This is a genomic window from Bacteroides sp. D2, from assembly GCF_025147085.1.
In the GTDB taxonomy this organism is placed as follows: domain Bacteria; phylum Bacteroidota; class Bacteroidia; order Bacteroidales; family Bacteroidaceae; genus Bacteroides.
In genome coordinates, this window is record NZ_CP102261.1 from 3,300,018 (window position 1) to 3,326,115 (window position 26,098).

22 protein-coding genes are annotated in these 26,098 nt (G+C 41.4%); 7 read left to right on the forward strand and 15 right to left on the reverse strand.

Annotated features, from left to right (window positions below):
• Positions 1-46: 46 nt before the first annotated feature.
• The gene (gene guaA / locus NQ505_RS11420; RefSeq protein ID WP_004301779.1) at positions 47-1,570 is read left to right on the forward strand and encodes a glutamine-hydrolyzing GMP synthase; all 1,524 of its coding nucleotides are present in this window, start codon (positions 47-49) and stop codon (positions 1,568-1,570) included.
• A gap of 94 nt (positions 1,571-1,664) precedes the next feature.
• Here guaA and NQ505_RS11425 read toward each other — a convergent pair whose 3' ends face one another.
• Positions 1,665-2,333, reverse strand: a complete 669-nt coding sequence (locus NQ505_RS11425) for a Crp/Fnr family transcriptional regulator (protein ID WP_004301780.1) — start codon at positions 2,331-2,333, stop codon at positions 1,665-1,667.
• A gap of 137 nt (positions 2,334-2,470) precedes the next feature.
• Here NQ505_RS11425 and NQ505_RS11430 point away from each other — a divergent pair, with 137 nt between their 5' ends.
• Positions 2,471-3,070: a MarC family protein gene (locus NQ505_RS11430; RefSeq protein ID WP_009000521.1), complete on the forward strand. Its 600-nt coding sequence runs from the start codon at positions 2,471-2,473 to the stop codon at positions 3,068-3,070.
• Positions 3,071-3,198: 128 nt separating this feature from the next.
• Here the strand turns inward: NQ505_RS11430 and NQ505_RS11435 are convergent, their stop codons facing one another.
• Positions 3,199-3,855 carry a rhomboid family intramembrane serine protease gene (locus NQ505_RS11435; RefSeq protein ID WP_009000522.1) on the reverse strand — a complete coding sequence of 219 codons (657 nt, stop codon included), beginning with the start codon at positions 3,853-3,855 and terminating at the stop codon, positions 3,199-3,201.
• A gap of 214 nt (positions 3,856-4,069) precedes the next feature.
• Between NQ505_RS11435 and NQ505_RS11440 the strand changes: the two genes are divergently transcribed.
• The 3 genes from NQ505_RS11440 to NQ505_RS11450 are packed head-to-tail and all read left to right on the forward strand — an operon-like array spanning position 4,070 to position 8,761.
• The gene (locus NQ505_RS11440; protein WP_004301783.1) at positions 4,070-6,007 is read left to right on the forward strand and encodes a glycogen debranching enzyme N-terminal domain-containing protein; all 1,938 of its coding nucleotides are present in this window, start codon (positions 4,070-4,072) and stop codon (positions 6,005-6,007) included.
• Positions 6,008-6,023: 16 nt separating this feature from the next.
• A complete protein-coding gene (locus NQ505_RS11445; protein ID WP_004301784.1) occupies positions 6,024-7,289 on the forward strand; it encodes a glycosyltransferase family 4 protein in 1,266 nt (421 codons plus the stop codon).
• A gap of 17 nt (positions 7,290-7,306) precedes the next feature.
• The gene (locus NQ505_RS11450; protein ID WP_128131181.1) at positions 7,307-8,761 is read left to right on the forward strand and encodes a glycoside hydrolase family 57 protein; all 1,455 of its coding nucleotides are present in this window, start codon (positions 7,307-7,309) and stop codon (positions 8,759-8,761) included.
• Positions 8,762-9,059: 298 nt separating this feature from the next.
• On the opposite strand, the gene NQ505_RS11455 is transcribed toward NQ505_RS11450, so the two are convergent.
• Positions 9,060-10,754, reverse strand: a complete 1,695-nt coding sequence (locus NQ505_RS11455; RefSeq protein ID WP_009000524.1) for a DUF4270 domain-containing protein — start codon at positions 10,752-10,754, stop codon at positions 9,060-9,062.
• A gap of 21 nt (positions 10,755-10,775) precedes the next feature.
• The gene (locus NQ505_RS11460; protein WP_009000525.1) at positions 10,776-11,609 is read right to left on the reverse strand and encodes a glycogen/starch synthase; all 834 of its coding nucleotides are present in this window, start codon (positions 11,607-11,609) and stop codon (positions 10,776-10,778) included.
• Between the two features lie 142 nt (positions 11,610-11,751).
• Here NQ505_RS11460 and panC point away from each other — a divergent pair, with 142 nt between their 5' ends.
• Both panC and panD read left to right on the forward strand, forming a co-directional pair.
• Positions 11,752-12,597 carry a pantoate--beta-alanine ligase gene (gene panC / locus NQ505_RS11465; RefSeq protein WP_004304594.1) on the forward strand — a complete coding sequence of 282 codons (846 nt, stop codon included), beginning with the start codon at positions 11,752-11,754 and terminating at the stop codon, positions 12,595-12,597.
• 18 nt (positions 12,598-12,615) lie between these two features.
• Positions 12,616-12,969, forward strand: a complete 354-nt coding sequence (gene panD / locus NQ505_RS11470; RefSeq protein WP_004301789.1) for an aspartate 1-decarboxylase — start codon at positions 12,616-12,618, stop codon at positions 12,967-12,969.
• A gap of 145 nt (positions 12,970-13,114) precedes the next feature.
• Here panD and NQ505_RS11475 read toward each other — a convergent pair whose 3' ends face one another.
• The 11 genes from NQ505_RS11475 to kdsA form a co-directional block, all read right to left on the reverse strand.
• On the reverse strand, positions 13,115-15,415 hold the full coding sequence (locus NQ505_RS11475; protein WP_009000526.1) for a bifunctional dihydroorotate dehydrogenase B NAD binding subunit/NADPH-dependent glutamate synthase: 2,301 nt from the start codon (positions 15,413-15,415) through the stop codon (positions 13,115-13,117).
• A gap of 158 nt (positions 15,416-15,573) precedes the next feature.
• Positions 15,574-16,848, reverse strand: a complete 1,275-nt coding sequence (gene serS / locus NQ505_RS11480; protein ID WP_009000527.1) for a serine--tRNA ligase — start codon at positions 16,846-16,848, stop codon at positions 15,574-15,576.
• 230 nt (positions 16,849-17,078) lie between these two features.
• The gene (rpmA, locus tag NQ505_RS11485) at positions 17,079-17,342 is read right to left on the reverse strand and encodes a 50S ribosomal protein L27 (protein WP_004301792.1); all 264 of its coding nucleotides are present in this window, start codon (positions 17,340-17,342) and stop codon (positions 17,079-17,081) included.
• A gap of 21 nt (positions 17,343-17,363) precedes the next feature.
• Complete coding sequence (gene rplU, locus NQ505_RS11490; RefSeq protein ID WP_004316691.1) at positions 17,364-17,681, reverse strand: 50S ribosomal protein L21; 318 nt, start codon at positions 17,679-17,681, stop codon at positions 17,364-17,366.
• 194 nt (positions 17,682-17,875) lie between these two features.
• Complete coding sequence (locus tag NQ505_RS11495) at positions 17,876-18,514, reverse strand: HAD-IA family hydrolase (RefSeq protein WP_004324993.1); 639 nt, start codon at positions 18,512-18,514, stop codon at positions 17,876-17,878.
• Between the two features lie 38 nt (positions 18,515-18,552).
• Entirely contained in the window at positions 18,553-19,437 is an 885-nt protein-coding gene (locus NQ505_RS11500) for a TraB/GumN family protein (RefSeq protein ID WP_009000528.1), read from the reverse strand.
• A 26-nt stretch (positions 19,438-19,463) separates the two neighbouring features.
• Entirely contained in the window at positions 19,464-20,087 is a 624-nt protein-coding gene (locus NQ505_RS11505) for a C40 family peptidase (RefSeq protein ID WP_009000529.1), read from the reverse strand.
• Positions 20,088-20,112: 25 nt separating this feature from the next.
• The gene (locus NQ505_RS11510) at positions 20,113-20,820 is read right to left on the reverse strand and encodes an ABC transporter ATP-binding protein (protein ID WP_004301798.1); all 708 of its coding nucleotides are present in this window, start codon (positions 20,818-20,820) and stop codon (positions 20,113-20,115) included.
• 38 nt (positions 20,821-20,858) lie between these two features.
• Positions 20,859-22,352 carry a DUF5687 family protein gene (locus tag NQ505_RS11515; protein WP_009000530.1) on the reverse strand — a complete coding sequence of 498 codons (1,494 nt, stop codon included), beginning with the start codon at positions 22,350-22,352 and terminating at the stop codon, positions 20,859-20,861.
• A gap of 23 nt (positions 22,353-22,375) precedes the next feature.
• On the reverse strand, positions 22,376-25,213 hold the full coding sequence (locus tag NQ505_RS11520) for a M16 family metallopeptidase (RefSeq protein ID WP_009000531.1): 2,838 nt from the start codon (positions 25,211-25,213) through the stop codon (positions 22,376-22,378).
• A gap of 81 nt (positions 25,214-25,294) precedes the next feature.
• Positions 25,295-26,095, reverse strand: coding sequence for a 3-deoxy-8-phosphooctulonate synthase (gene kdsA / locus NQ505_RS11525; RefSeq protein WP_009000532.1), 801 nt, complete (start codon positions 26,093-26,095; stop codon positions 25,295-25,297).
• Between the last annotated feature and the right edge of the window lie 3 nt (positions 26,096-26,098).

A 26,098-nucleotide genomic window follows, 5' to 3' on the forward strand; every position in this document is an offset into this window, starting at 1 on the left:
TTTTTCTACTTTTGCAACTCAATTTATTCAAAATCCAACCATTGATATGCAGGAAAAAATAATAATTCTTGATTTCGGTTCGCAGACAACACAGCTTATAGGCCGTCGTGTACGTGAATTGGATACGTATTGTGAAATTGTTCCTTATAACAAATTTCCTAAAGAAGACCCTACTATTAAAGGAGTCATTCTCTCCGGAAGTCCTTTCTCGGTTTACGATAAAGATGCTTTCAAAGTAGATTTGAGTGAAATTCGTGGTAAATATCCGATATTGGGTATTTGTTATGGTGCACAATTTATGTCATACACCAATGGCGGAAAAGTGGAACCAGCCGGAACACGCGAATATGGACGTGCTCACTTGGCTTCTTTCTGCAAAGATAATGTGCTATTTAAAGGTGTACGTGATGGATCGCAGGTATGGATGAGTCATGGAGATACGATTACTGCTATTCCTGATAATTTCAAGAAAATAGCTTCAACAGATAAAGTAGAGATTGCTGCTTATCAGGTAGAAGGTGAGCAAGTGTGGGGTGTTCAATTCCATCCGGAAGTATTCCATAGTGAAGACGGAACTCAAATCCTGAAGAACTTTGTAGTAGATGTTTGCGGTTGCAAACAAGACTGGTCGCCGGCTTCTTTCATTGAAAGTACGGTTGCCGAGCTGAAAGCGCAGTTGGGGGATGATAAAGTCGTTCTCGGTTTGAGTGGCGGAGTTGATTCTTCAGTTGCAGCAGTGTTGTTAAACAAGGCTATCGGTAAGAATTTGACTTGTATCTTTGTAGATCACGGTATGCTACGTAAGAATGAGTTCAAGAATGTGATGAAGGATTACGAGTGTCTCGGTCTGAATGTGATTGGCGTTGATGCCAGCGCAAAGTTCTTCGCAGAACTGGCTGGTGTGGCTGAACCGGAAAGTAAGCGTAAGATTATAGGTAAGGGCTTCATCGATGTATTTGATGTGGAGGCTCACAAGATAAAAGACGTGAAATGGTTGGCGCAGGGTACTATTTATCCGGATTGTATTGAGTCATTGTCTATTACGGGCACAGTGATAAAGAGCCATCATAATGTAGGTGGTCTTCCTGAAAAGATGAATCTGAAGTTGTGTGAACCGCTTCGTTTGTTATTTAAGGATGAAGTGCGCCGGGTAGGTCGTGAGCTGGGTATGCCGGAGCATCTGATTACTCGTCATCCGTTCCCGGGACCGGGACTGGCAGTGCGTATTTTGGGAGATATTACTCCTGAAAAAGTACGTATTCTGCAGGATGCTGACGATATCTTTATCCAGGGATTGCGTGACTGGGGATTGTATGATAAAGTATGGCAGGCAGGAGTTATCTTGTTGCCGGTACAGTCTGTGGGCGTAATGGGAGATGAACGTACTTATGAAAGAGCGGTTGCTTTGCGTGCTGTGACATCTACAGATGCCATGACGGCTGATTGGGCACATTTACCTTATGAATTTATGGGTAAGGTATCGAATGATATTATTAATAAGGTGAAAGGAGTGAACCGTGTAACCTATGATATCAGTTCCAAGCCGCCAGCAACCATTGAATGGGAATAATAACATTATCCATCATAAAAATAGCCTCAACGGAAATTACTGTTGAGGCTATTTTTATGATGGATAGTTTCTTTTTTGATTGCTTAATCTGTATCTACTCGCTTACCAGCTTTTGTGCGTCCGGAATAAGAATCTCTTTCCGGCGTAACTCTAATAATCCTTTGTCTTGTAGCTCGTTGAGTGCTTTCGATGTATTTAACCGGGTATCATCTAAGTAACGGGCAAGGTCGTCCATTTTTACTTTGAATATCTTTTCTCCCTGCGCCTTTTCACAATGTAACAGGAAAAAGCGAATGATTTTCTCTCTTAAATCCTGTGTCGGCTCTTCCCATAAACGTGAGTAAAGATTTTGTGCCCGGTTACTTACGATGTTCATATAGTTCAGCCGGAATATTTCATATTTGAACAGATCGCTAAGTACGAATGCTTTGCTGATACTCACTGTATGTGCTTCCGTATGTGCTACATAAGCAGAAGTGTAATTGGTATTCATGCCAAACAACGACTGTGGTTCCAGCAGATAAGGTGCTTCCATCTGTTCGATGACGGTGTATATATTTTCTTTGGAACTTGTGACGATAGAAACCTCTCCTTTTAACAGGAAGCAGAGTTGTTTACACGGACTACCACTCTCTATGATAGTTTCTCCCACTTTATGCTTGATAAAGTGTAGCTTGACCTTATCCAGAATACTTGTGAAATCTTCATGACAAAGACCTTGAAATAAAGGCAATTGGAGCAAAGTGTCGAACATTGTTTCCATATGTTGTAATCTCTTGTTAATCGTACAAATTTACTCATAATACAATACTGCTGTCAACATCCGACCGTTCTTTTTGTTTTTTTTATTGTTTGAATGCATAAAAATAGAGTATATTTGCAGAAAAAAAGGAGGGAATTATGTTCGCAGGCTTCAATTGGCAGCAGATGATTAGTGCGTTTATCGTACTTTTTGCCGTGATAGACATTATCGGCTCTATACCTATTATAATTAACCTGAAAGAAAAAGGGAAAGATGTGAATGCAATGAAAGCTACTGTCATCTCTTTTGCTTTGCTGATCGGATTCTTCTATGCGGGAGATATGATGCTGAAACTCTTCCATGTAGATATTGAATCGTTTGCAGTAGCCGGTGCATTTGTCATTTTCCTTATGTCTTTGGAGATGATTCTGGATATTGAGATTTTCAAGAACCAGGGTCCTATCAAAGAAGCAACTTTGGTGCCGCTTGTCTTTCCTCTGTTGGCAGGTGCCGGAGCTTTCACAACTTTGCTTTCTCTCCGGGCAGAATATGCCAGTGTTAATATCATTATAGCTTTAGTCTTGAATATGATCTGGGTTTACTTTGTAGTGAGTATGACCGGTCGTGTAGAACGTTTCCTGGGAAAAGGAGGTATTTATATTATTCGTAAGTTCTTCGGTATCATCTTGTTGGCTATATCTGTAAGATTGTTTACGGCAAATATAACGTTATTGATTGAGGCATTGCATCAGTCTTGATTTTCTTATTAAATTGAAAGCTATTGTATCGGTTGTGCCATCGTGTTGGCACAACTGTGACATGTCTTTGTCACAATCGTGCCACTTTGATGTCACAAGTGTGCCAATGTGGTGGCACGAGTTGGCATTTATAACGTTTCTTTTTCTTCTTCTTCTGCTGCTGTTTCTTCTTCTGTATTTTCTTCCTCTTCCATTTCGTCCGCAAAAGGTTCCGGTCGTTGCGGTCCGTGATTTACGAAAACGAAAGCACAGAGTGTTCCCATAATTCCTCCGCTAAGATGTCCTTCCCACGACATATTGGTGGGGGAGAAATAAGGAAACATATGCCATATAATCCCTCCATATAAAAAGGTGACAAGTAAAGAGATGGCAATGAGTGGAATATATTTGCGGAGAATACCACTGAAAAAGAGAAAGAAAGCAATCCCATAAATCAGTCCGCTGGCACCGATGTGCCATCCTGGTTTTCCAATAAGAAAAGTAAGTAGCCCGCTTCCGAGCCAAATGAGAATAAAAATTTTATCGGCTATTCCCCGGTAAAAGTAAAAAAGACACCATGACAAGAAGAATAAAGGGATTGTATTTGTCAGTAAATGACTGAACCCGCTGTGTATCAGCGGGTGAGTTAAAATACCTACCAGACCTCGTTTCTCCATAGGATATACTCCCAAGCGAGAGAAGTCCCAGTCCATCCCGACTTCCAAAATCTTGAGTATATAGAGAATAAAAATAAGAAACAAAGGCTTTGCTGCAGCTAGCATGATACGCTGAATATCTTGCTTCATGACATTCTTTTCTTTAGATATTTTACGCAATACTACGAATATTTGCACAAAATCTGAAAATAAAAAGCCTTTTTATTTTTGTTTTTATCTATAATTTGTACATTTGGGCGTTATACCCGTTGTATATGATGCTACAGCCCATATGTGCGGTATGTAACAATAAATAGATATACGATATAATGACCAATAAATTAACCTTTAATAATGCACAACTATGAGTTATTTACGATTTGACAAGACCCTCATGACGAATCTGGAAGAGTCTCTTCAAAGAGAAATCCTCCGGACGAACAAAGCAGGAGCTTATCATTGTACGACGATTGTTGATTGTAACACACGCAAATATCACGGCCTGTTGGTAATTCCAGTTCCCAATATCGACGATGAAAATCATGTGCTGCTATCTTCTCTTGATGAAACGGTAATTCAACACGGTGCGGAGTTTAACTTGGGATTGCACAAATATCAGGGAAACAACTTTAGTCCTAATGGACACAAGTATATCCGCGAGTTTGACTGTGAGCATATCCCGGCAACAACTTACCGTGTCGGAGGTGTTATCCTCCGCAAAGAAAAAATCTTTGTACATCATGAAAATAGAATCCTGATTCGTTATACTTTGCTGGATGCGCATTCGGCTACGACTTTGCGCTTCCGCCCATTCCTCGCTTTCAGGAGTGTACGTGAGTACACACATGAAAATGCGCAGGCAAGCCGTGAGTATCAACTTGTGGAAAATGGTATTAAAACCTGTATGTATCCCGGATATCCGGAACTATATATGCAGTTGAATAAAAAGTGTGAGTTTCATTTCATGCCTGATTGGTATCGGGGTATTGAATACCCGAAAGAACAAGAGCGTGGGTATGACTTCAATGAAGATCTTTATGTTCCCGGTTATTTTGAGGTGGATATAAAGAAAGGGGAGAGCATCGTATTCTCTGCCGGAACTTCAGAAGTGACTCCCCGTAGATTGAAACAAACATTTGAGGCTGAAGTGCTTGATCGTACCCCTCGTGATAGCTTTTACCATTGTCTGAAGAATTCCGCTCATCAGTTCCATAACCAGCAGGAAGACGAACATTATATTCTTGCCGGTTATCCGTGGTTTAAATGTCGTGCACGTGATATGTTCATTGCCCTGCCGGGACTGACGCTTGCACTCGATGAGGTCGACCAGTTTGAGGATGTGATGAAAACGGCGGAAAAGGCGATTCGCAATTTTATAAATGAAGAACCAGTAGGCTACAAGATTTATGAAATGGAGCATCCTGACGTTTTGCTTTGGGCTGTCTGGGCTTTGCAGCAATATGCAAAAGAAACTTCTCGTGAGCAATGTCGTCAGAAATACGGAGAACTTCTGAAAGATATAATGGAGTTTATTCGTCAGCGGAAACATGAGAATCTTTTCTTGCATGATAATGGATTACTTTTTGCCAACGGTACGGATAAGGCGATTACATGGATGAATTCTACAGTGAACGGACATCCGGTGATTCCTCGTACGGGGTATATTGTTGAATTTAATGCGTTGTGGTATAATGCGTTGCGTTTTATAGCTGATTTGGTGCGCGAAGGAGGAGACGTATACTTGGCGGATGAACTTGATGCGCAGGCAGAAGTAACCGGAAAGTCTTTTGTCGAGGTATTCCGTAACGAATATGGTTATCTGCTTGATTATGTAGACGGTAATATGATGGATTGGAGTGTACGTCCTAACATGATATTTACCGTAGCGTTTGATTATTCTCCTTTGGATCGTGCACAAAAGAAACAGGTGCTTGATATTGTGACCAAAGAGCTGCTCACTCCGAAAGGAATTCGTTCGTTGAGTCCGAAGAGTGGCGGATATAATCCGAACTATGTAGGTCCGCAGATACAACGCGATTATGCTTATCATCAGGGAACGGCCTGGCCTTGGTTGATGGGATTCTATCTGGAAGCTTATCTTCGAATTTATAAGATGAGCGGATTGTCATTTGTTGAACGCCAACTGATTAGTTATGATGACGAGATGACAAGCCACTGTGTTGGTTCCATTCCCGAGTTATTCGATGGGAACCCGCCTTTCAAAGGACGTGGCGCAGTGTCGTTTGCGATGAATGTAGCCGAAATACTACGTGTTTTAAAGCTACTGTCTAAGTATTATTAAAAAAGGAGGAACGAAGATGAAAGTTTTAATGTTTGGATGGGAATTCCCTCCCAAAATATATGGTGGTCTTGCAGTTGCTTCTTATGGAATAACTAAAGGATTGAGTCTACAAGGTGATATGGAGACGATTTTCTGTATGCCTAAGCCTAGCGGCGAAGAAGAAAAATTCTTGAAAATAATCGGTATGAATCAAGTACCTATCGTGTGGCGTGACGTCAACTATGACTACTTGAAATCCCGTTTGTTAGAAATGACACCTGAAGAGTATTACTCTTTCCGCGATCATATCTATGCCGATTTTTCTTATATGCATGTGAATGATTTGGGATGTATGGAATTTGCGGGTGGTTATCCCGGAAATTTGCACGAAGAAATTAATAATTTCTCGATCATTGCCGGGGTAGTGGCCCGTCAGCAGGAGTTTGATATCATTCATGCGCACGACTGGCTGACTTACCCTGCCGGAGTACATGCTAAAATGGTTAGCGGAAAGCCGCTTTGCATCCATGTGCATGCTACGGATTTTGACCGTTCTCGTGGCAAAGTCAATCCTACTGTTTATTCGATAGAGAAGAACGGTATGGATCATGCCGATTGCATCATGTGTGTATCCGAGCTGACTCGCCGCACTGTTATTAACGAGTATCATCAAGATCCCAGAAAAGTATTTGCAATGCATAATGCTGTTTATCCATTGTCGCAGGAGCTGTTGGACATTCCACGTCCCGATCATTCAAAAGAAAAGGTGGTCACTTTCCTCGGACGTATTACGATGCAGAAAGGACCGGAATATTTTGTAGAAGCTGCTGCACTTGTGTTGCGTCGTACTCGTAATATTCGTTTCGTCATGGCTGGTTCGGGCGATATGTTGAATGCCATGATTAACCTGGTGGCTGAACGCGGTATTGCTGACCGGTTCCATTTCCCGGGTTTTATGAAAGGTAAGCAGGTATATGAGGTTTATAAGAACAGCGATGTATTTGTCATGCCGTCTGTCTCTGAACCTTTCGGTATTGCTCCATTGGAGGCCATGCAGTGTGGAACACCTTCCATTATTTCTAAGCAGTCGGGGTGTGGCGAGATTCTTGATAAGGTGATAAAAACTGACTACTGGGATATTCATGCAATGGCTGACGCTATCCATTCTCTTTGTACTAATCCGTCTCTTTTCGAATACCTCAAGGAAGAGGGAAAGAAGGAAGTAGATGGGATTACTTGGGAGAAAGTTGGCTTGAGAATCCGTGCTCTCTATGAGGCTGTGTTAAGAAACTATGGTAAATAACAAAACAATAAATAAAAATGAGAACTATCTGTCTTTATTTTGAAATACATCAAATTATCCATTTGAAACGTTATCGTTTCTTCGATATTGGTAATGACCATTACTATTATGATGATTATGCCAACGAAACGGGTATGAATGAGGTCGCTGAACGTTCGTATATTCCTGCTCTCAATACATTGATTGAAATGGCGAAGAATTCGGGTGGTGCTTTTAAAGTAGCGCTTTCTATCTCGGGAGTAGCCTTGGAACAATTGGAAATTCATGCTCCGGCAGTCATTGATTTATTGCATCAGTTGAATGACACTGGTTGTTGTGAATTCTTATGTGAGCCTTATTCACATGGCTTGTCTTCACTAGCCAACGAGGATTGCTTCCGCGAAGAAGTACTTCGTCAACGTGATAAGATGAAACAGATGTTTGGTAAAGAACCGAAAGTGTTCCGTAATTCTAGTCTGATTTATTCTGATGAAATAGGTGGGTTGGTAGCTTCTATGGGCTTCAAGGGAATGTTGACGGAAGGTGCTAAACATGTATTGGGTTGGAAGAGCCCGCATTATGTTTATCACTGTAATCAAGCTCCCAGTCTTAAGCTTTTGTTGAGGGATTTCAAACTTTCTGACGACATCAGCTTGCGCTTCTCCAATTCGGATTGGGCTGAATATCCTTTGTTTGCCGATAAGTATATTAATTGGATTGATGTATTGCCGCAAGAGGAACAAGTGATTAATATCTTCATGGAATTGAGCTCGCTTGGTATGGCTCAACCGTTATCTTCTAATATTCTTGAATTCTTGAAAGCGTTGCCAGAATGCGCAAAGGCTAAGGGAATCACTTTCTCTACACCGACAGAAATTGTAACGAAACTGAAATCGGTGTCACAGCTTGATGTCGCATATCCGATGTCATGGGTTGATGAGGAAAGAGATACTAGTTGTTGGCTGGGTAATGTTATGCAACGCGAGGCTTTCAATAAATTGTATAGTGTAGCTGAACGTGTTCATTTGTGTGACGACCGTCGTATCAAACAGGATTGGGATTATTTGCAGGCTAGCAATAACTTCCGTTTTATGACAACGAAGAATAATGGTATGTGGTTGAATCGTGGAATCTATGATTCTCCTTATGATGCTTTCACTAACTATATGAATATTCTGGGTGACTTTATCAAACGGGTAGATGCACTATATCCTGCCGATGTAGACAGTGAAGAATTAAATTCTTTGTTGACTACAATTAAGAACCAGGGAGATGAGATTACAGAGTTGGAGAAAGAAGTGGCTAAATTGCAGGCAAAAGTGGAGGCTGCAAAGAAAGCAACTGTTAAGAAGACTGCTGATGCTAAAGAACCGACAGTAAAAGAAAAAGCTGTTGCTAAATCAAAACCTGCTGCAAAGAAAGCTGAAGTTAAGAAAGCTGCTGCGGAGCCGAAGAAGGCTACAGGTAAAGCTAAAAAGGCTGCTGCTAAGTAGAAGAATAAGAAATTATTATGTTTATTATATTGGAACCGTGAGTGAGATAAAATCAAACTCACGGTTTTTTGTGTGGATTAAGTCGAGACCTTTGTTGGCGGATATTCTTCTGCAAGATAGTAACACCATCCGATAAAATAGTAACGCTATTTGATAACGATACCGTTAATACCCCAAGCATATACCGTTATTATTATGAAATTATTCTATCTGACTTGTCTATAAATATATTATAAAATAATAGCGCAAGTTACATTGAGTAACCTGCGCTATTGTTTTATAATATTTTGACTATTTCTTATTTTGATTTTGTTCCAAAGTTTGTAGAAACAACTTCAAGTTTTAATTTGTATTTATCTTGTTCTTCTTTGGGTAAAGAAGCATTTGTGGCATTTGTACCTCCTTTTAATCGTGCATAGCCCGGTTTTAAATCATGTTGTATGCTAATAACATTGCTTGATGAACCGTAATAACTATTGCTTGAAGAAGAATCTGTGGTTACAAGTACTGGAATAAGTATAAATTTATTCCAATCGCTATATTCTTCCCATTCTTCAATAGTAGTGACTACTTTTTCCTCTTTTTCTCCCAATGAATTGATTATTTCGAGAGTCATAGGTAAGCTTTTCTCAGCTTTTTCTCTTTCTCCATCTCCTAAACAATCATTTATCATTTGAGTGATATTGTTGAATGTATATTGAGTAAAACTAGTTGTAGTAGGAGTAAATAGGGATGAAGTTATACCATCACTGAGTTGATTACCTTTGAAGAAGCTATCTTTATACTTTTTACGTATTAGCAAAACATTTTTAGGAGTAGACATACCAAACTTCTTATCACTGGTTTCATTATAGATAGGAATTCCTAATTTTACCGCATTCAAAGTGTCTCCTTGAAGCTTTTCTGCTATTTGACTAACAGGGAGAGTTAACTGAGTAAAGATTCCAGCTGGACTTTTTAAGTAAGTCCATTCAGATTTATTGATGCAATTTTGAATGGCTGCTTTATCATTCTCTAACTGGTTTGCTTGAATAACTTCACGAGTGGTAGCGAACGTACGATATCCATAGTAAGTAGAGTCTTTATATACTCCATTTTCAGCTACTTTCTTTTGCAATTTAACACCAGTAATTGTATCAACAGCATAGCATTTATATACTACGTTCATCTGAGCTTGATTTATATAAAGTACCGTACCATCACCGTAATCACTCTTCACATAAATTCCCTTAAAAATCTTCCTAAACTCTTTATTGTCAAGATTGACACCTAACTCATTGGCTTTTTTTATAATCTCTTTACCAATTTCCTTGGCAGCTTCGTCTCTGAAAGAAACATGAACACTAGGGACATATGTACTAAGATTACGAATAGAGTCTTTTACTGAAAGATCGACTGCTGTATAAGCTTTCGTGCCTAATAAGCTATTAGGATCTGCGTGATCGTAGTAGTTTTCCGGATTAATATTTGTATAGTAGGCATGTTCAGTATCTAAGTTCTCGCTCAATTCATAGACACTCAAACGACAAGCTGTTAATGAATCTCCAAAGTAACTGCTATACCATAAATAAAGTTCGATAGTGTGGATGTTACCAATGATTTTATTGTTGTCATCACGTATGAATGTGACATCTTTATTATCTTCATTATCATCCCCTACCATTACGCGGGTAGCTTTCTTCTTTTCGTCCAAAGCAGTACCATCATATACTCCAGGGAATGTCATTCCTGACGGGCAGTTGAGTTCTGCCAAGAAACCTGCCTGATAAGTTCCAAATGTTTCATCAGTGAACTTACCTACGTATCCCACATTAGTCATTGCATAAATCTCACCGGCATGAACGGATTCGGTAGTTACATCAAATGTAGATAGCTTTCCATTGATATTCTGGTCGCTTCCCGGAAACATTCCCAATCCCAGTCCGGCAGTGTTGTCATCACAACCCCAAAAGGTGATTGCCAGTAAAGCTATTAAGGCGTATTTTGCTTTCATGATCGTCGTATCTTGATTTTTTTATTCTTCTTCGTTTACAGTAGCATCCCATACCTGATCGTAGAACTCGTTGCAGGCATCTGCATAGTTTTCCGGGTTTTGGTAGTCAAGTACCAATTTGCCAGATTGGCGGGCATATTCAATAATAGACTCGTCTACCTTTTCGCTGTTTTGTATTACTCCGTCCGAATAGTCAACAGCGAGTTTGCAAAGAGCGGCGTAGTCTACCGGTTCCTTCAAATCACCTAAATCTTTCTTAGTAATACCTTTCAGCATCAGTTTTGTTGCGAAATCGTCGCTAAGCGTACTCTTGAAATCATCTTCATAAACAGAGAATACCACTTTAGCGTCGCGAAAAGAAGGTTCGTCTTTATAGGCTTTCTTAATATAAAGAGGAGCTAAAGCTGTCATCCAGCCATGACAGTGAATGACATCAGGACACCAGCGAAGTTTTTTCACTGTTTCCAATACACCGCGTGCATAGAAAACGGCACGGCTATCGTTATCATCATATTCTATACCATTTTCATCCGTTGTCTGCATACGATTCTGGAAATAATCATCGTTATCGATGAAATATACCTGCATGCGTGCGGATTGGATAGAAGCAACTTTTATAATCAAGGGGTGGTCAGTATCGTCGATAATCAGGTTCATACCAGAGAGGCGGATCACTTCGTGCAGTTGATTTCTGCGCTCATTGATATTTCCCCATTTAGGCATAAAGGTTCTGATTTCACGGCCTTTTTCTTGTATCGCCTGTGGAAGGTTTCTACCTATATTGGCCATTTCGGATTCTGAAACGTAAGGTGTAATCTCTTGAGTAATAAATAAAACTTTATTCGCCTTTGTCATAATAACAATAGTTCACTATAATATTCTGCAAAGATACGAAAAAAAAGACACATTAAATAAGATATTCTTTCTTTATGTGGCAAATATTAGTTTATTTTGCAGAGTTTTTGCAAACGAGTAAAACATAAACCAATTGACGAAAATGAAAGTAGTGCACACTATCAAGGACTTACAGGCAGAATTGGCTGTCCTAAGAGCCCAAGGTAAAAAGGTGGGACTGGTTCCTACAATGGGTGCTTTACATGCGGGACATGCATCTCTGGTAAAGCGCAGCGTAAGTGAGAATGGTGTAACTGTTGTGAGTGTTTTTGTGAATCCCACACAGTTTAACGATAAAAACGACTTGGAGAAATATCCGCGTACATTGGATGCAGATTGCCGTTTGTTGGAAGAATGCGGGGCGGATTTCGCTTTTGCTCCTTCAGTTAGCGAAATGTATCCGGAACCGGATACCCGTCAATTTAGCTATGCACCATTGGATACGGTGATGGAAGGTGCTTTCCGTCCAGGACATTTTAATGGTGTTTGCCAAATTGTTAGCAAGCTGTTTGATGCTGTACAGCCGGATCGTGCATATTTCGGAGAGAAAGACTTCCAGCAGTTAGCAATTATTCGTGAGATGGTTCGACAATTGAAATATAACCTTGAAATTGTAGGTTGTTCAATTGTACGTGAGGAAGATGGACTGGCATTAAGTAGCCGGAACAAACGTTTATCTGCAGAAGAACGTGAAAATGCTTTAAATATTTCTCGCACCTTATTTAAAAGTCGTAACTTTGCAGCCACTCATACAGTGAGCGAGACGCAAAAGATGGTTGAAGATGCGATTGAAGCCGCTCCGGGTTTGCGTATGGAGTATTTTGAGATCGTAGACGGAAACACATTGCAGAAAATTAGTAATTGGGAAGATACTTCCTATGTAGTGGGATGCATCACAGTGTTCTGTGGAGAAGTCCGTCTGATTGATAACATTAAATATAAAGAATAACTAAAAAGACGAAACCTTATGATGATTGAAGTGTTGAAGTCGAAAATTCATTGTGCACGTGTCACGGAGGCAAATCTGAACTACATGGGTAGTATCACGATTGATGAAGACCTGCTGGATGCTGCAAACATGATTCCGGGAGAGAAAGTGTATATCGCTGATAATAACAACGGTGAACGCTTTGAAACCTACATTATCAAAGGTGAACGCGGTTCGGGCAAAATTTGTCTGAATGGTGCTGCTGCCCGCAAGGTGCAACCGGATGATATTGTGATAATCATGTCCTATGCATTGATGGATTTTGAGGAAGCCAAGTCGTTTAAACCGGCTGTAATTTTCCCTGATCCTGCTACGAATAAAGTGGTAAAGTAGAAAGTATCTTTGATATTTGAAATGAGAAAAGCCCTGTTTACAGTTCGTAAACGGGGCTTTTCTTATTCTACTTTTTTATGCCGGGGGTGATCGATGTTCTACCCACGTGTGAGTTGGTTTTAGCCCGGGTGTTAATAAGCGGCAGTTAGTTGTCGGCGTTTGTTTTCAATTGCTCATGCATAGCAGCGGCAGCTTTACGACCATCACCCATCGCCAGAATTACAGTAGCTCCACCGCGAACGATGTCGCCACCTGCGTAAATCATCGGGATAGAAGATTCCATGTTGTCATTTACTGCGATAGTTCCTTTCCGTCCTAATTCCAGTCCTTTGATAGAGCTTGGAACAATCGGGTTAGGAGATACCCCAACGCTGACAATGGCCAGATCTATGTCAATTGTTTCTGTTGCTCCCGGGATGGCTACAGGACTACGACGTCCGGAAGCATCCGGTTCGCCTAATTCCATCTTTTGTAGAATAACTTGTTTTACGCAACCTTGTTCATCAGCAATATATTCGATAGGATTATGCAGAGTGAGGAATTCAACCCCTTCTTCTTTGGCATGTTTTACTTCTTCGATACGTGCAGGCATTTCTTCTTCCGAGCGACGATAGATAATAATAGCACGTTCAGCACCAAGACGTTTTGCCGTACGGACAGAGTCCATAGCTGTGTTGCCACCACCGATTACTGCCACATTCTTACCGAATGCTACCGGAGTGTCCGAATCTTCGCTGGCGGCATCCATCAAATTGACACGGGTGAGGTATTCATTTGAAGACATGATATTGATAGAGTTCTCTCCCGGAATATTCATAAAGTTTGGCAGTCCGGCACCGGAAGCCACGAATATTCCTTTGAAACCTTCCGCTTTCAAGTCTTCTACACCGATAGTCTTTCCTACAATACAGTCTTTGATGAAATTAACGCCCATCTTACCGAGGTTGTCGATTTCTACGTCTACAATCTTGTTTGGCAAACGGAATTCGGGGATACCGTATTTCAATACACCGCCAATTTCATGCAACGCTTCGAATACAGTTACATCATATCCATATTTAGCCATATCTCCGGCAAATGCCAATCCTGCAGGTCCTGAACCGATAACAGCTATTTTGATGCCGTTTTTCTCTGCAATGACAGGTACGGAGATTTGTCCGCTTTCACGTTCGTAATCAGCTGCAAAACGCTCCAAATAACCGATAGCTACCGGCTTTTCATTCATTTTCAGATGAATACATTTTGATTCGCACTGTTTTTCTTGCGGACACACACGGCCGCAAACTGCAGGGAGCGCACTTGTTTCTTTCAATGTTTTAGCAGCTTCGAGAAACTCACCGCGTTCGATATTCTTAATGAAGCGGGGAATATCAATACCTACCGGACAGCCTTCCATACATCCAGGATTAGCACAGTCGAGACAGCGTTTGGCTTCTGTAACAGCCTGTTCTGCTGTTAATCCTTGATTAACTTCCTCTTTACGGCTGTGTGAACGGTATTCAGCATCGAGTTCATTCATCTCTACACGAGGAATAGCCGTACGTTCTTTTGGCTTCATGGATTTGCGTAACTCCTGCCTCCAAGCAGCATTACGACTTTTTTCATCGATTTCTTTGGTTGCTTCACATTCCGATTCCAGCTTATGCATTTCTTCGCGTTCGATATTCTTGAACGCACCCATACGTTTCAGCATTTCGTCGAAATTCACCTGGTGACCGTCGAATTCCGGACCATCTACACAAACGAATTTGGTCTTTCCTCCTACAGTGATACGGCAAGCGCCGCACATACCAGTTCCGTCCACCATGATAGTATTTAGCGAAACATCTGTCGGAATTTCATATTTTTTAGTCAGCAAGCAAACGAATTTCATCATGATGGCAGGGCCAATAGCGAAACATTTGTCTACTTTCTCACGTTTGATAACTTCTTCTACACCTTCTGTCACCAGACCTTTCCGGCCGTAAGAACCGTCATCCGTCATGATAATTACTTCGTCAGAGCTTTCACGCATTTCTTTTTCCAAGATGATAAGATCTTTATTGCGTCCAGCCAATACAGTGATAACACGGTTACCGGCAGCCTTCAAAGCCTGTACGATAGGAAGCATCGGAGCCACACCTACACCACCACCAGCGCAGATTACTGTTCCGAATTTTTCTATATGGGTAGCTTGTCCGAGTGGGCCTACTACGTCAGTGATAGATTCGCCTTCATTCAGCTCGCAGAGACGGGTAGAAGAAAGCCCGACTTCCTGCACTACCAGAGTAATGGTGCCCTTTTTTAGATCGGAACCTGCGATAGTCAATGGCATACGTTCTCCTTTTTCGCCTACACGTACGATGACGAAGTGTCCGGCCTTACGAGATTTAGCAATTAAAGGAGCTTCAATTTCAAATTTGAATACTTTTTCAGAAAAGCGTTCCTTGCTAATGATTTTGTTCATTATCTAATTAATTTGTTGTTTTTATTACGTAACTGCTATCAGAATGATATAAATTTTGGCAAAGATACAGCTTATTTGCGAAATATAAAAGAAAAGCCACTCTTTTGATGAGTGGCTCTCTATATAAGGGTGCTTTTATTAGTCTGTCAGATCAAGTCTTAGTCTATCATGTCGAAGCCGCAGTACGGAACCAACGCTTTCGGAATTCTAATGCCTTCCGGAGTCTGGTTGTTTTCGAGTAGGGCAGCAACGATACGTGGCAGTGCTAATGCTGAACCGTTCAGTGTGTGGCAGAGTTCGGTTTTCTTTTCTGCATTACGGTAACGGCATTTCAGACGATTGGCCTGATAGGTATCGAAATTGGATACGGAACTTACTTCCAACCAGCGTTTCTGTGCCTCTGAATATACTTCGAAGTCGAAACAAAGGGCAGCAGTGAAACTCATATCACCACCACAGAGGCGGAGGATACGATATGGAAGTTCCAGTTTTTGCAACAGACCTTCTACGTGGTCTAGCATTTCCTGATGAGATTGTTTGGAGTGTTCCGGTTTGTCAATGCGAACCAATTCTACTTTGGAGAATTCGTGCAGACGATTCAGTCCGCGCACATCTTTACCATAGGAACCAGCTTCACGACGGAAACATTGTGTATAGGCGCAATTCATTATTGGCAACTGTTTTTCTTCCAAAATTACATCACGGTAGATGTTGGTTACAGGCACTTCTGCTGTTGGAATCAGATATAAATCATCTACTTCGCAATGATACATTTGTCCTTCTTTGTCAGGAAGCTGTCCTGTGCCATAGCCGGAAGCAGCGTTAACTACTGTCGGTGGCATGATTTCAGTATATCCGGATTTGCGTGCTTCGTCCAGGAAGAAGTTGATAAGAGCGCGTTGAAGTTGTGCGCCTTTACCTTTATATACAGGGAAACCTGCACCTGTGATTTTTACACCCAGATCGAAGTCTATTAAATCATATTTCTTAGCCAGTTCCCAGTGGGGGAGTGCATCTTTAGGAAGTTCAGTTTCCATACCTCCCATTTTTTCCACTACGTTATCTTCAGCGCCTACACCTTCGGGTACGCTGTCGTAAGGAATGTTGGGGATGGTGTAAAGTATATTCTGCATATCTGTTGCAGCCTGTGTCATAACGGCGTCTAATTCTTTGTTACCTTCTTTTAGTTCGGCAACGCGGGCACGTGCAGTTTCAGCTTCCTCTTTCTTGCCTTCTTTCATCAGTTGACCGATGGTGCGTGAAAGCGAGTTAACCTCTGCCAGATTCTTATCTAATTCATTTTGTGTGCTACGTCTCTTGTCGTTAAGAGCGATCACTTGGTCGATCGTTTCCTTTGCATTTTTGAAATGCTTTTTTTCCAGTCCGCGGAGTACCGCCTCTGTGTTTTCTGTAATTTGTTTAATGGTAAGCATATCTATACTTTTTATGAACTTTCTTATTTAAGGCTACAAAGATAAAGAAAAAACGAATAATCGAGCAAGTATATGTGTATTATCTGATACATATATGCATATCAAATACACATTTTATGAGGAAAATCTTAGTTAGGTGCTGATACAATGAAGTGAATTAGACATAAAAAGAAAGGAGATGTAATCCATTGGATTACATCTCCTTCTCTTAAATATTTTCAGTTGTGCAATTATGCCTCAGTAGCAGGAACAACAGAAACATATCTTCTGTCTTCTTTGCCAACTTTGAAGCTAACTGTACCATCTACTAAAGCGAAAAGAGTGTGGTCTTTACCCATTCCGATGTTTTCACCCGGGTGGAATTCAGTACCTCTTTGACGAACGATGATGTTACCTGCTTTGCAAGCTTCGCCACCAAATATCTTAACGCCTAATCTTTTACTTTGTGATTCGCGGCCGTTCTTAGAACTACCGACACCTTTCTTATGTGCCATTTCTTCTTACTTTTTAATTGATTAAGCTACTACTTCTGTAATTGTTAATTCAGTGAACTGTTGACGGTGACCGTTCAGTTTTCTGTGTCCTTTTCTTCTTTTCTTGTGGAAAACAAGAACTTTGTCGCCTTTAACCAAGTTTGAAACAACCTGGCAAACAACTTTAGCGCCTTCTACGGTAGGAGCACCTACTGTTACGTTTCCGTCTTTGTCTACCAAAAGAACTTTTTCAAATTCTACTGTTGAACCGTTTTCTGCACCTTCGATGTGGTGAACGAACAACTTTTGACCAGCTTCTGCTTTAAATTGCTGACCGTTAATCTCTACAATTGCGTACATCTTATATATAAATGTATAAGTTAGCTCCGGCGGGTGGTCTTTAATCACTTAAAGAACTCTTTATCGAACCCGTTGCGGAATAATCGGGCACAAAAGTACTATTTTTATTCGTTCCCGACAAATATTTCTTTTATTTTTTATAGGAGATAAAATGATTACGGCAAATAAATGAGCATTTTAGCTCTCATTGTAGCCTATTGGACTAATTCTCCTAAATTCTGCATAATGATTTTGTGTGGATAAACACGAAGTTCCTCTGCTGTTGTCATTCCGTTTAGTACACCTGCAAAATCGACTCCTGCATTCTGCGCTGTTTCGGCATCTACGGTGCTATCTCCAATATACAATGTCTCTTCGGGGCTACTTCCCAAATGTTCCAATGCAAATTTAACTCCTTCCGGCGAAGGTTTCGGTGCTTTTACATCTTCTCCTCCCACTATTATATCAAGAAAATCCTTAGGCAGAAATTCTTCCAGATAACTCAATATCCGGAAACGATACTTGGTAGAGATAATTCCGACGCGGGCACCTCGTTTCTTCAATTCTTTCAGCGTAGACAATGTGTCGGGGAAAAGACGGGTATTTACATTCATGTGCACATCAGCTTCCAGTCTGTACTCCTGCCGGAAGGCTTCCAGCTGAGCCGGGTCGGTAATTCCGGTGAGAATGCTGAATGATTCTTCCAATGTTTTGCCGATTGTACGCTTGATAGCTTCATCAGTAACGGTTAAATACTGATGCCGGGTAAGCACAATTCTGAAACACTTAACGATACCACGCGACGAATCGGCTAGTGTGTAGTCGAAATCGAATAAATAGGTTTTGTAGTTCATTGGGGAAGACTTTTCCGCAAAAGTACTAAATACTTTTCTTATTTCACAGCTTCTACCGTGTATCCTTGTCTTTTTAGTAAGTTTAATAATCCTTTTTCTCCGGGGAGGTGCAGGGCGCCTACTGCAACAAAAGTCGGGGCAGCCTTCATGATTGCCGGTAGTTTTTCAGCCCATGTTTTATTACGGTTGTAAATCATAGCATCTTCTTCGCCGGGAAGTGCGTCACATTGATCGCCTTTACGCTCTTCGCTGATTTTAAGCATGGTGTTCAGATCTTGTTTCATGTAGGCGTTTGTGAGCCTTTTCAGGTTTTCTACTTCAGTCTCTATATGGTTAAGAGTGCACACTAATAGTTGTGCTTGCCGTTGTAGTGAAGTGCCATTGAAAAGCAGGTTGAATTGGAATTCTGCAGTTTCCAGTCCGTCCACCTTTTTTCCGTTTTGGATGGCTTGGCTTTGAAAGAATGTGTCGAGTTGCTCTTGCGGGTTGAATTTCCCTATATGTTTTACGTAAGCCATCACCACTACATTATTTAATAAGAAGGCAGGTTTTAGCTTCGGAGCCATATTTAAATCTACCATCAGGTTTTCTTTGCAGAATTTATTAGCAGTCTCAAAGTCTTTCGGAGAAAGGAGAGAGTTCAGCGTGGTATCACTTTCAATCATCATTGCCTTTTGCATCTTTTCCATGGTGGCAGGCGATTGCATTTCCGACATTTTCATCTCTCCATATACTTGTTGGGTTTCATTCATAGCCTTTTTAAGTCCGGCAATGCTATCCATGATGCTGAACGGTGCCAGATGGTGAGTGCCTATGATATAGGCAGGTTGGTTCAGTCCGTTGCCGGACACTTTCCATAAAAGCTGTGCATTGGCGCTGAATGCCACGCAAATAAATAGAACTGCTCCGATGAATGATTTCATAATTTTATATCATTAGAAGTTGATAATTAACGTATCCTGCCCCCGCTTATCCAGTGTTTGGTATAATAGTTCTCGTTCAAGTTGCTGACGATCACTCCTTTACTGGTGCTGGAATGAATAAACTTACCGTTTTTGAGGTAAATGCCTACATGAGCTACTTTATTTTTTGAACGACTGCTGGTGAAGAATACCAAGTCTCCTTCCCGGAGATTCCGCTTGGCGACTTTATTACTTTCTTTTTTCAGATCTTCCGTGTTACGCGGCACTTGGGTGCGGTATACCTTACGGTACACTTGATAAACTAATCCCGAACAGTCGGCTCCTCGTTTCGAATCACCTCCACCACGATAGGGAACCCCTATCCAGTCGGCTGCTTCCAGATAGAGCTTATGGTTATCCTCCATATTAATATCTACCCCCAACAATATAGAAGCTCGCGCCAATGCTTGATAATCCAGCCGGGGCGCGGAAGTGCGGCAGGAACTAAGGCTGGCAACCAGTCCTAATAAAAGGATGAATTGCAGGAAGTATCTTTTCTTTTTATCAGGTTTCTTTATACTAGACTTATGGCTATCAGACTTTTCTGTTATATATCTCATCATCATTAGTTTATGCAATAATTTGGGTAAGGATGAATACTTACCATTCATTATTTTATCATTCCCTATTTACCGTTTACTCTTCTTCTACATTAAAATAATCCTCCAGTTCTTTCTCTGCGGAGTTGTCCTCGTTGATAATATCCCGGATGATGACACCGTGTTCCAATAAAGCGATCCTCGGACATACATCTACGGTATGATTGAGGTTGTGACTGGATATAATAACCGTAGCTTGATGCTCCTCATTATATTTCTTGAGCAGATGTTTGATGATAGACTGAGAACTTGGATCGAGGAAGTTGAACGGTTCGTCCAGTATCAGTAATTGCGGGTAATGAAGCATGGCAGAAATAATTCCGATCTTTTGCTTATTACCTGCGGAGTAGTTGCGGATTAGCTTCTTGTGCCCGATCACTTCTCCACTCATAAAACGTTCGAAAGGAATCAGACGTTCGTCCACTTCTTCTTTCTTTAGTCCGTACATCTTTCCGATGAAATAGAAATATTCTTCCGGAGTGAGATAATCAATCAGAAAACCATCGTCAATGAAAGCACCGGTAATGCTTTTCCAGTCTTCGCTTTGGCTGACATCAATATCATTAATAATCACCTTACCATCATCTGCTTTTAGCAGATCCAGCATGATTCGGAAGAGAGTTGTTTTACCGGCACCGTTGTTTCCCACTAATCCGAGCATATCGCCTTGATTGATTTCGTAGTGTTCTATGTCTACGGCAATCTTCTCACCGAAATTCTTTTTAAGTTTGTCAATGATAATCATGATCTTCAATGTTTATATGGTTAATGATTCATGAGCGTTTATTGGCGGCTGTCTCTGAAGCCTTCCATGTTTTCGTATCGCCGTTTCATGAAACGATGATATACATTTTTAATCCATAAAGGAGAAGTCAGGGTAAATCCGAGACCGACAACTAACAGAATTATATAAGTGATTGTTTCACCTAAAAATGCATTTAATAGACTGTATAAGATGAGAGGCACACCGAAAGCAGCGAAATTAACCACCATCTGTATAGCGCTATTCGTTTGCCGGCTTGCCACTTTCTCGTTTAAGGGTACCGTCTGTTTGTTGTAAACAGCCAGTTGGAAAAAACAGAAATAAATAAAGCCGATGGTATAGAAAAACCAGGCAAAGGCGCCCAGTAAAGTGAGTTTATTCATGATGATGGCGGGAACCATGAGTATGAAAGGTATGATTTCGCCAATGCTGTATGTGTAATATTTGGCTTTCAGCAGACTCATAATTGATTCTTTACGAGACATCAGGCCATCAATGTAATTACCTTCGAATGACATAATCTGTGAAAGGATAATCATTCCGAATACGGCAAAGTTGTATACACAGATGAAAGAAGTCATGAAATTGTTGTCGTAGACACTGGAAAAGCTAAGTGCAAGGGAGAAAGCCATGACTACGATAGCAATATGGCGCAATGCACCTTTGCAGCGGCGGTTGCGTAAAAGCATTTTCAGTTCCAGCCTCATATATTCGCCAACTTCCCCGTAGCGTTCGAAGAATTTATATTCGGAGACATGTTTAATCTGGCTATCTTCTACTTTTGCCAGCTCTGCATAGATAAGTCCGGACATGATCTTGCGGTTAATCAGCCATAAAATGGCAATCACAAGTATGGTGCCGAGAAAATAGAGAATGTTGCCCTGTATGTATCCGTCTCCCAGATCCATGAAGAAATAGAAGAGAGGACTATCTTCGGGAATAAAAAGAAGGCAGCCTATTCCACCGTAGAAAGCGATAGGTAATAGAATCCACCAAATACGTTCGTTGATAAGAGTGCGGCAAAGCAAGTACCAGTAATTATTGGCAATAATCAATAGCAAGATACCGATAAGATAGGTGATGACACCGGGGATACCGAAAAACTTGGTAATAGTGATGAAGGAAAAAGGGACAAACAGAAACAACCAGAACAGGTTGAACAGGCTTAGTCCCGAGCGGATCAGTAAGAAGTCGATGACACGAATTCGTTTAACCGGCAGCAGGAGGTAAGGTTTTACCTCCTGCGTCGGTGTTTTTTGAAACGGAACACGCAACAGAAAGTCCAGTGCCAGGATAAAGATCAGAACCACTGCGTTCATCACATGATATGGTTCCCGGTTGGGAACCATATCAGAAAATCCGAACGCGAACGTCGTACCAAAGAATATCAGGTAACCGGCCCAGAATGCGCCCATGACATAACCGAGTATTTTAGCAACTTTGTTCTTTTCATACATCGGATGCCGTTTGGCGGCAAGCCTTCCATGTTTGCGTAATTCGTTGAATATCATCATTCAGTAGATATACTAGAGAATTTTTATTTGTTTTCTTCCGGCACGGTCATGATGACTTGAATTTCGTTGTTCTGTTTCAGCAATTTGGCGAGGAAGTCTTGCACTTCTTTTGCTGTGATGCTGTTGACCAACTTTTCATAGTCTTTTGTATTATCCACACCCGTGTAGAGGTATTCGTCCATATTATTAAGCCAGTAGCCGTTTTCTTTCTGGGCGTCTTTATACTTCTTCAGCATATATTCTTTGATCTTCTGCATGTGTTCGGCAGACGGACCTTCTTTTGCCATTTTGTGAAGTTGTTCTACAACAACAGCAGACAATTTATCTTTCTTGGCAGGGTCAGTTTGGAATACAATCTGAAGAACAAGTTCCTCTTTCGGGTATTTACCAAGACTTCCGTTGCAGCTTACACCGTATGTACCTCCTTCTTTTTCACGGATTTCAGCAGTGTAAACCAAATCCAGAGCCTGATCTAAGAAGCTAAGCAGGACATTGTTGCGCAAGTCATATTTGCAAGTGCCGCTATAAAGGAACATGATGGTAGCCATCGGAGTTTCCTGTGCCTTTGCAAATACATTTTTGATCTCTCCCTTGCGGATATCCATCTTGTTATCTTTGAAAGTCTCTTTACGATTGATAGATGGCAGACCTCCCAGATATTTAGCGATTAACGGTTTCATTGTAGCCAAGTCTACGTTTCCTACCAGAAAGAAAGTGAAGTCACTTGCATCTTTGTAGCGGTCTTTGTACATTTCAAGAATACGGTCATAGTCGATCTGGTCTACCATGTTTTCTTTCATTCTGATAGCACGTGGATGGTGACCGTATAGTACGCTTGTAATAGTGTCACTGAAAGCAGTCATCGGGTTAGCGTCCGCATTTTGAAGTTCGGCTTTCAAACGGTTCTTGTAAGATTCGAATGCTTCGTTATCCTTACGCGGAGATGTGAAAGTCAGATAAGTAAGCTGCATCATTGTCTCAAAGTCTTTCGGGGCACAGCTACCGGAAACAGTTTCCGTAGTGTTGCCGATACCCGCACCTACGTTTGCACGTTTGCCAGCCAAAGCTTTACCCAGATCTACTTTGCTGAAATTACCGATTCCACCTACTAGAGCTACTCCGTTTAATTGAGAGATATTGATAATTTCTTCGTTCGGGAATACGCTGGTACCACCAAAGCTTACACCTTTCATTACAATCTGGTCAGCCTTGAAATCAGTTGGCTTCACATATACGGTTACACCGTTGGAAAGTACCAACTTAGTCGTACCATAGATTTCACCAGCTTTTTCAGAAACAATCTTGCCACCTTTAATATCTTCAGAGATTAGCGGTTCGTTAGAAACTTTATCTTCATAAGGTTTCAGATCGAATGACTTCATTTGTTTCAATAAAGCAGCAATTTCTTCTTTAGTAGGGTATTTTGCTCCTTCTTTTTCCGGACCGGCCAGCAAAACCACCTGATTGTTGTCAGTGATTAGTTGTTGCATCACCTGATTGACAGCTTCTACAGGGATATTCGGAGCCAGTTTGTTTACCAGTGTATATTCAACTTCGATTCCCGGAATCGGTTCTTTTTCAAGGAAATTGTTAATGTATTCGTTGACGTAAGAACCACTTTTAGTCTTTTCACGTTCGTTGTAAGCAGATTCTACGGCTTGCAAATAGTTGGCGCGTGCGCGTTCATATTCTGATGCGGTAAATCCGAAGCGGCGTGCACGTTCCGCTTCTTCCAAAACAGTTTTCATTGCTAAATCGATACCGTCTATTTTGCTGCTTGCATCAAGTGCGAGTGCTTCTTTAGTCTTGGCAAGGAAATAGTTTCCATATTCTGCGCTTGCGCTAGTGAAAGGAGGATTAGCGGTTTGACGGAGTTCATTCAAACGGTTGTTCAGCATATTCATAGCCATGCTGACCATATATTGAGTAGCATAATAAGCAATGGTGTTTTTCAAAGAATCCGGTGTAGCGTCTTGTTTGAAGAAGATGTTCACATAAGGATTCTTCACTTCCTTGTCTGTACCGATATAGATCAGCGGTTCCTGATTATCTGCCACTGGATAGTAGATACGTTCGGCCGGGTTTACCGGAGCTTTTACATCTGCAAATACCTTTTTCAGTTTAGCTTCAATTTCATCTACATTGATATCACCTACAATAACGATTCCTTGTAAGTCCGGACGATACCATTTCGCATAATAATCGCGGATATCCTGATAAGGGAAGTTGTTGATAACATCAATACTTCCGATAGGCATACAGTCTGAATATTTAGAATCCGGATACAGAGTCGACTGTGCATCAGTCATGATGCGAAGCATACCACTGTTGCGGCTTCTCCATTCTTCGCGGATAACGCCACGCTCTTTGTCAATTTCCTTGTCGGCAAGGTTGATAGCGCTCGACCAGTCGTGAAGAATCAGCAGACAAGAGTCTACCACGTTTATATTTTCAGTCGGTACGTTGCTGATATTGTACACCGTCTGGTCGACACTGGTATATGCATTCAGGTTCGTGCCGAATTTGATACCTTTCGTTTCGCACCAAGGCACGATACCAAGTCCGGTTTCATCACCCGGGAAGTGCTTTGTTCCGTTGAAAGCCATGTGCTCCAAAAAGTGAGCCAGACCACGTTGTTGCGGTTCCTCAAGAATGGAACCTACTTTCTGGGCGATGTAGAATTCAACTCGTTTTTCGGGAAGGGCGTTGTGGCGAATGTAATAGGTAAGCCCGTTGTCTAGTTTACCGATGCGAACATTCTTGTCCACAGGTAACTCTTGCATGGGTTGTGCAAGTACGAGCTGGAAATTGCAGCATATAAAAAGGACTGCAATAAATAATCCACGTAATAAATGTTTCATGTTCTATTTAGTTTAAATAAATATTTCTGTGTTATTTGTCGTTGTGCTTGGTTGTAAATCACAAATAGACAGGGAAAAGAGTTATTTTATAGCTTCCCGTATCCTGACTAGCTTAGTTAACAGTCCTTCCAGAAGGTCTAACTTTAACATATTGGCACCATCGCTTTTTGCTACGGCAGGGTTTTCATGTGTTTCGATGAATATTCCGTCGGCACCTACGGCGATACCTGCTTTGGCAACAGTCTCTATCAACTGCGGCATTCCTCCCGTTACCCCACTGGTCTGGTTGGGTTGCTGCAAGGAGTGAGTGACGTCCAGAATCACCGGATAGCCGAATGATTGCATTTCGGGGATGCCACGGTAGTCTACAACAAGATCCTGATAGCCGAAAGTTGTTCCGCGTTCGGTAAGCATCACATTCTTGTTTCCGGCTTCCACCACTTTGTCGGCAGCAAACTGCATTGCCAGCGGTGAAAGGAACTGTCCTTTCTTGATGTTAATCGTTTTTCCGGTTTTGGCTGCAGCAACCAACAAGTCGGTCTGGCGACAAAGAAAAGCCGGGATTTGAAGTATATCCACGTATTCGGCTGCCATTGCAGCTTCATCTGCGGTATGGATATCGGTTACGGTGGGGACTCCGAAAGTCTCATGTACCTTTCTCAATACTTTGAGTGCTTTCTCATCGCCAATGCCGGTAAACGAATCCAGACGTGAGCGGTTTGCCTTACGGTAAGAACCTTTGAATACATAAGGAATTTGCAGTGCTTCGGTGATCTTTACTACTCGTTCGGCAATGCGCATTGCCATTTCTTCACCTTCTATCACACACGGACCGGCCAACAGGAAAAAGTTGCCGGCGGGGTTGTTCTTAAGTTCTATCATTTT

What these genes read in the sequence shown, in the direction of transcription:
- guaA (WP_004301779.1), top strand. Translation starts at nt 47, where the DNA reads ATGCAGGAAAAAATAATAATTCTTGATTTCGGTTCGCAGACAACACAG.
- NQ505_RS11425 (WP_004301780.1), bottom strand. Translation starts at nt 2,333, where the DNA reads ATGGAAACAATGTTCGACACTTTGCTCCAATTGCCTTTATTTCAAGGT.
- NQ505_RS11430 (WP_009000521.1), top strand. Translation starts at nt 2,471, where the DNA reads ATGTTCGCAGGCTTCAATTGGCAGCAGATGATTAGTGCGTTTATCGTA.
- NQ505_RS11435 (WP_009000522.1), bottom strand. Translation starts at nt 3,855, where the DNA reads ATGAAGCAAGATATTCAGCGTATCATGCTAGCTGCAGCAAAGCCTTTG.
- NQ505_RS11440 (WP_004301783.1), top strand. Translation starts at nt 4,070, where the DNA reads ATGAGTTATTTACGATTTGACAAGACCCTCATGACGAATCTGGAAGAG.
- NQ505_RS11445 (WP_004301784.1), top strand. Translation starts at nt 6,024, where the DNA reads ATGAAAGTTTTAATGTTTGGATGGGAATTCCCTCCCAAAATATATGGT.
- NQ505_RS11450 (WP_128131181.1), top strand. Translation starts at nt 7,307, where the DNA reads ATGAGAACTATCTGTCTTTATTTTGAAATACATCAAATTATCCATTTG.
- NQ505_RS11455 (WP_009000524.1), bottom strand. Translation starts at nt 10,754, where the DNA reads ATGAAAGCAAAATACGCCTTAATAGCTTTACTGGCAATCACCTTTTGG.
- NQ505_RS11460 (WP_009000525.1), bottom strand. Translation starts at nt 11,609, where the DNA reads ATGACAAAGGCGAATAAAGTTTTATTTATTACTCAAGAGATTACACCT.
- panC (WP_004304594.1), top strand. Translation starts at nt 11,752, where the DNA reads ATGAAAGTAGTGCACACTATCAAGGACTTACAGGCAGAATTGGCTGTC.
- panD (WP_004301789.1), top strand. Translation starts at nt 12,616, where the DNA reads ATGATGATTGAAGTGTTGAAGTCGAAAATTCATTGTGCACGTGTCACG.
- NQ505_RS11475 (WP_009000526.1), bottom strand. Translation starts at nt 15,415, where the DNA reads ATGAACAAAATCATTAGCAAGGAACGCTTTTCTGAAAAAGTATTCAAA.
- serS (WP_009000527.1), bottom strand. Translation starts at nt 16,848, where the DNA reads ATGCTTACCATTAAACAAATTACAGAAAACACAGAGGCGGTACTCCGC.
- rpmA (WP_004301792.1), bottom strand. Translation starts at nt 17,342, where the DNA reads ATGGCACATAAGAAAGGTGTCGGTAGTTCTAAGAACGGCCGCGAATCA.
- rplU (WP_004316691.1), bottom strand. Translation starts at nt 17,681, where the DNA reads ATGTACGCAATTGTAGAGATTAACGGTCAGCAATTTAAAGCAGAAGCT.
- NQ505_RS11495 (WP_004324993.1), bottom strand. Translation starts at nt 18,514, where the DNA reads ATGAACTACAAAACCTATTTATTCGATTTCGACTACACACTAGCCGAT.
- NQ505_RS11500 (WP_009000528.1), bottom strand. Translation starts at nt 19,437, where the DNA reads ATGAAATCATTCATCGGAGCAGTTCTATTTATTTGCGTGGCATTCAGC.
- NQ505_RS11505 (WP_009000529.1), bottom strand. Translation starts at nt 20,087, where the DNA reads ATGAATGGTAAGTATTCATCCTTACCCAAATTATTGCATAAACTAATG.
- NQ505_RS11510 (WP_004301798.1), bottom strand. Translation starts at nt 20,820, where the DNA reads ATGATTATCATTGACAAACTTAAAAAGAATTTCGGTGAGAAGATTGCC.
- NQ505_RS11515 (WP_009000530.1), bottom strand. Translation starts at nt 22,352, where the DNA reads ATGATGATATTCAACGAATTACGCAAACATGGAAGGCTTGCCGCCAAA.
- NQ505_RS11520 (WP_009000531.1), bottom strand. Translation starts at nt 25,213, where the DNA reads ATGAAACATTTATTACGTGGATTATTTATTGCAGTCCTTTTTATATGC.
- kdsA (WP_009000532.1), bottom strand. Translation starts at nt 26,095, where the DNA reads ATGATAGAACTTAAGAACAACCCCGCCGGCAACTTTTTCCTGTTGGCC.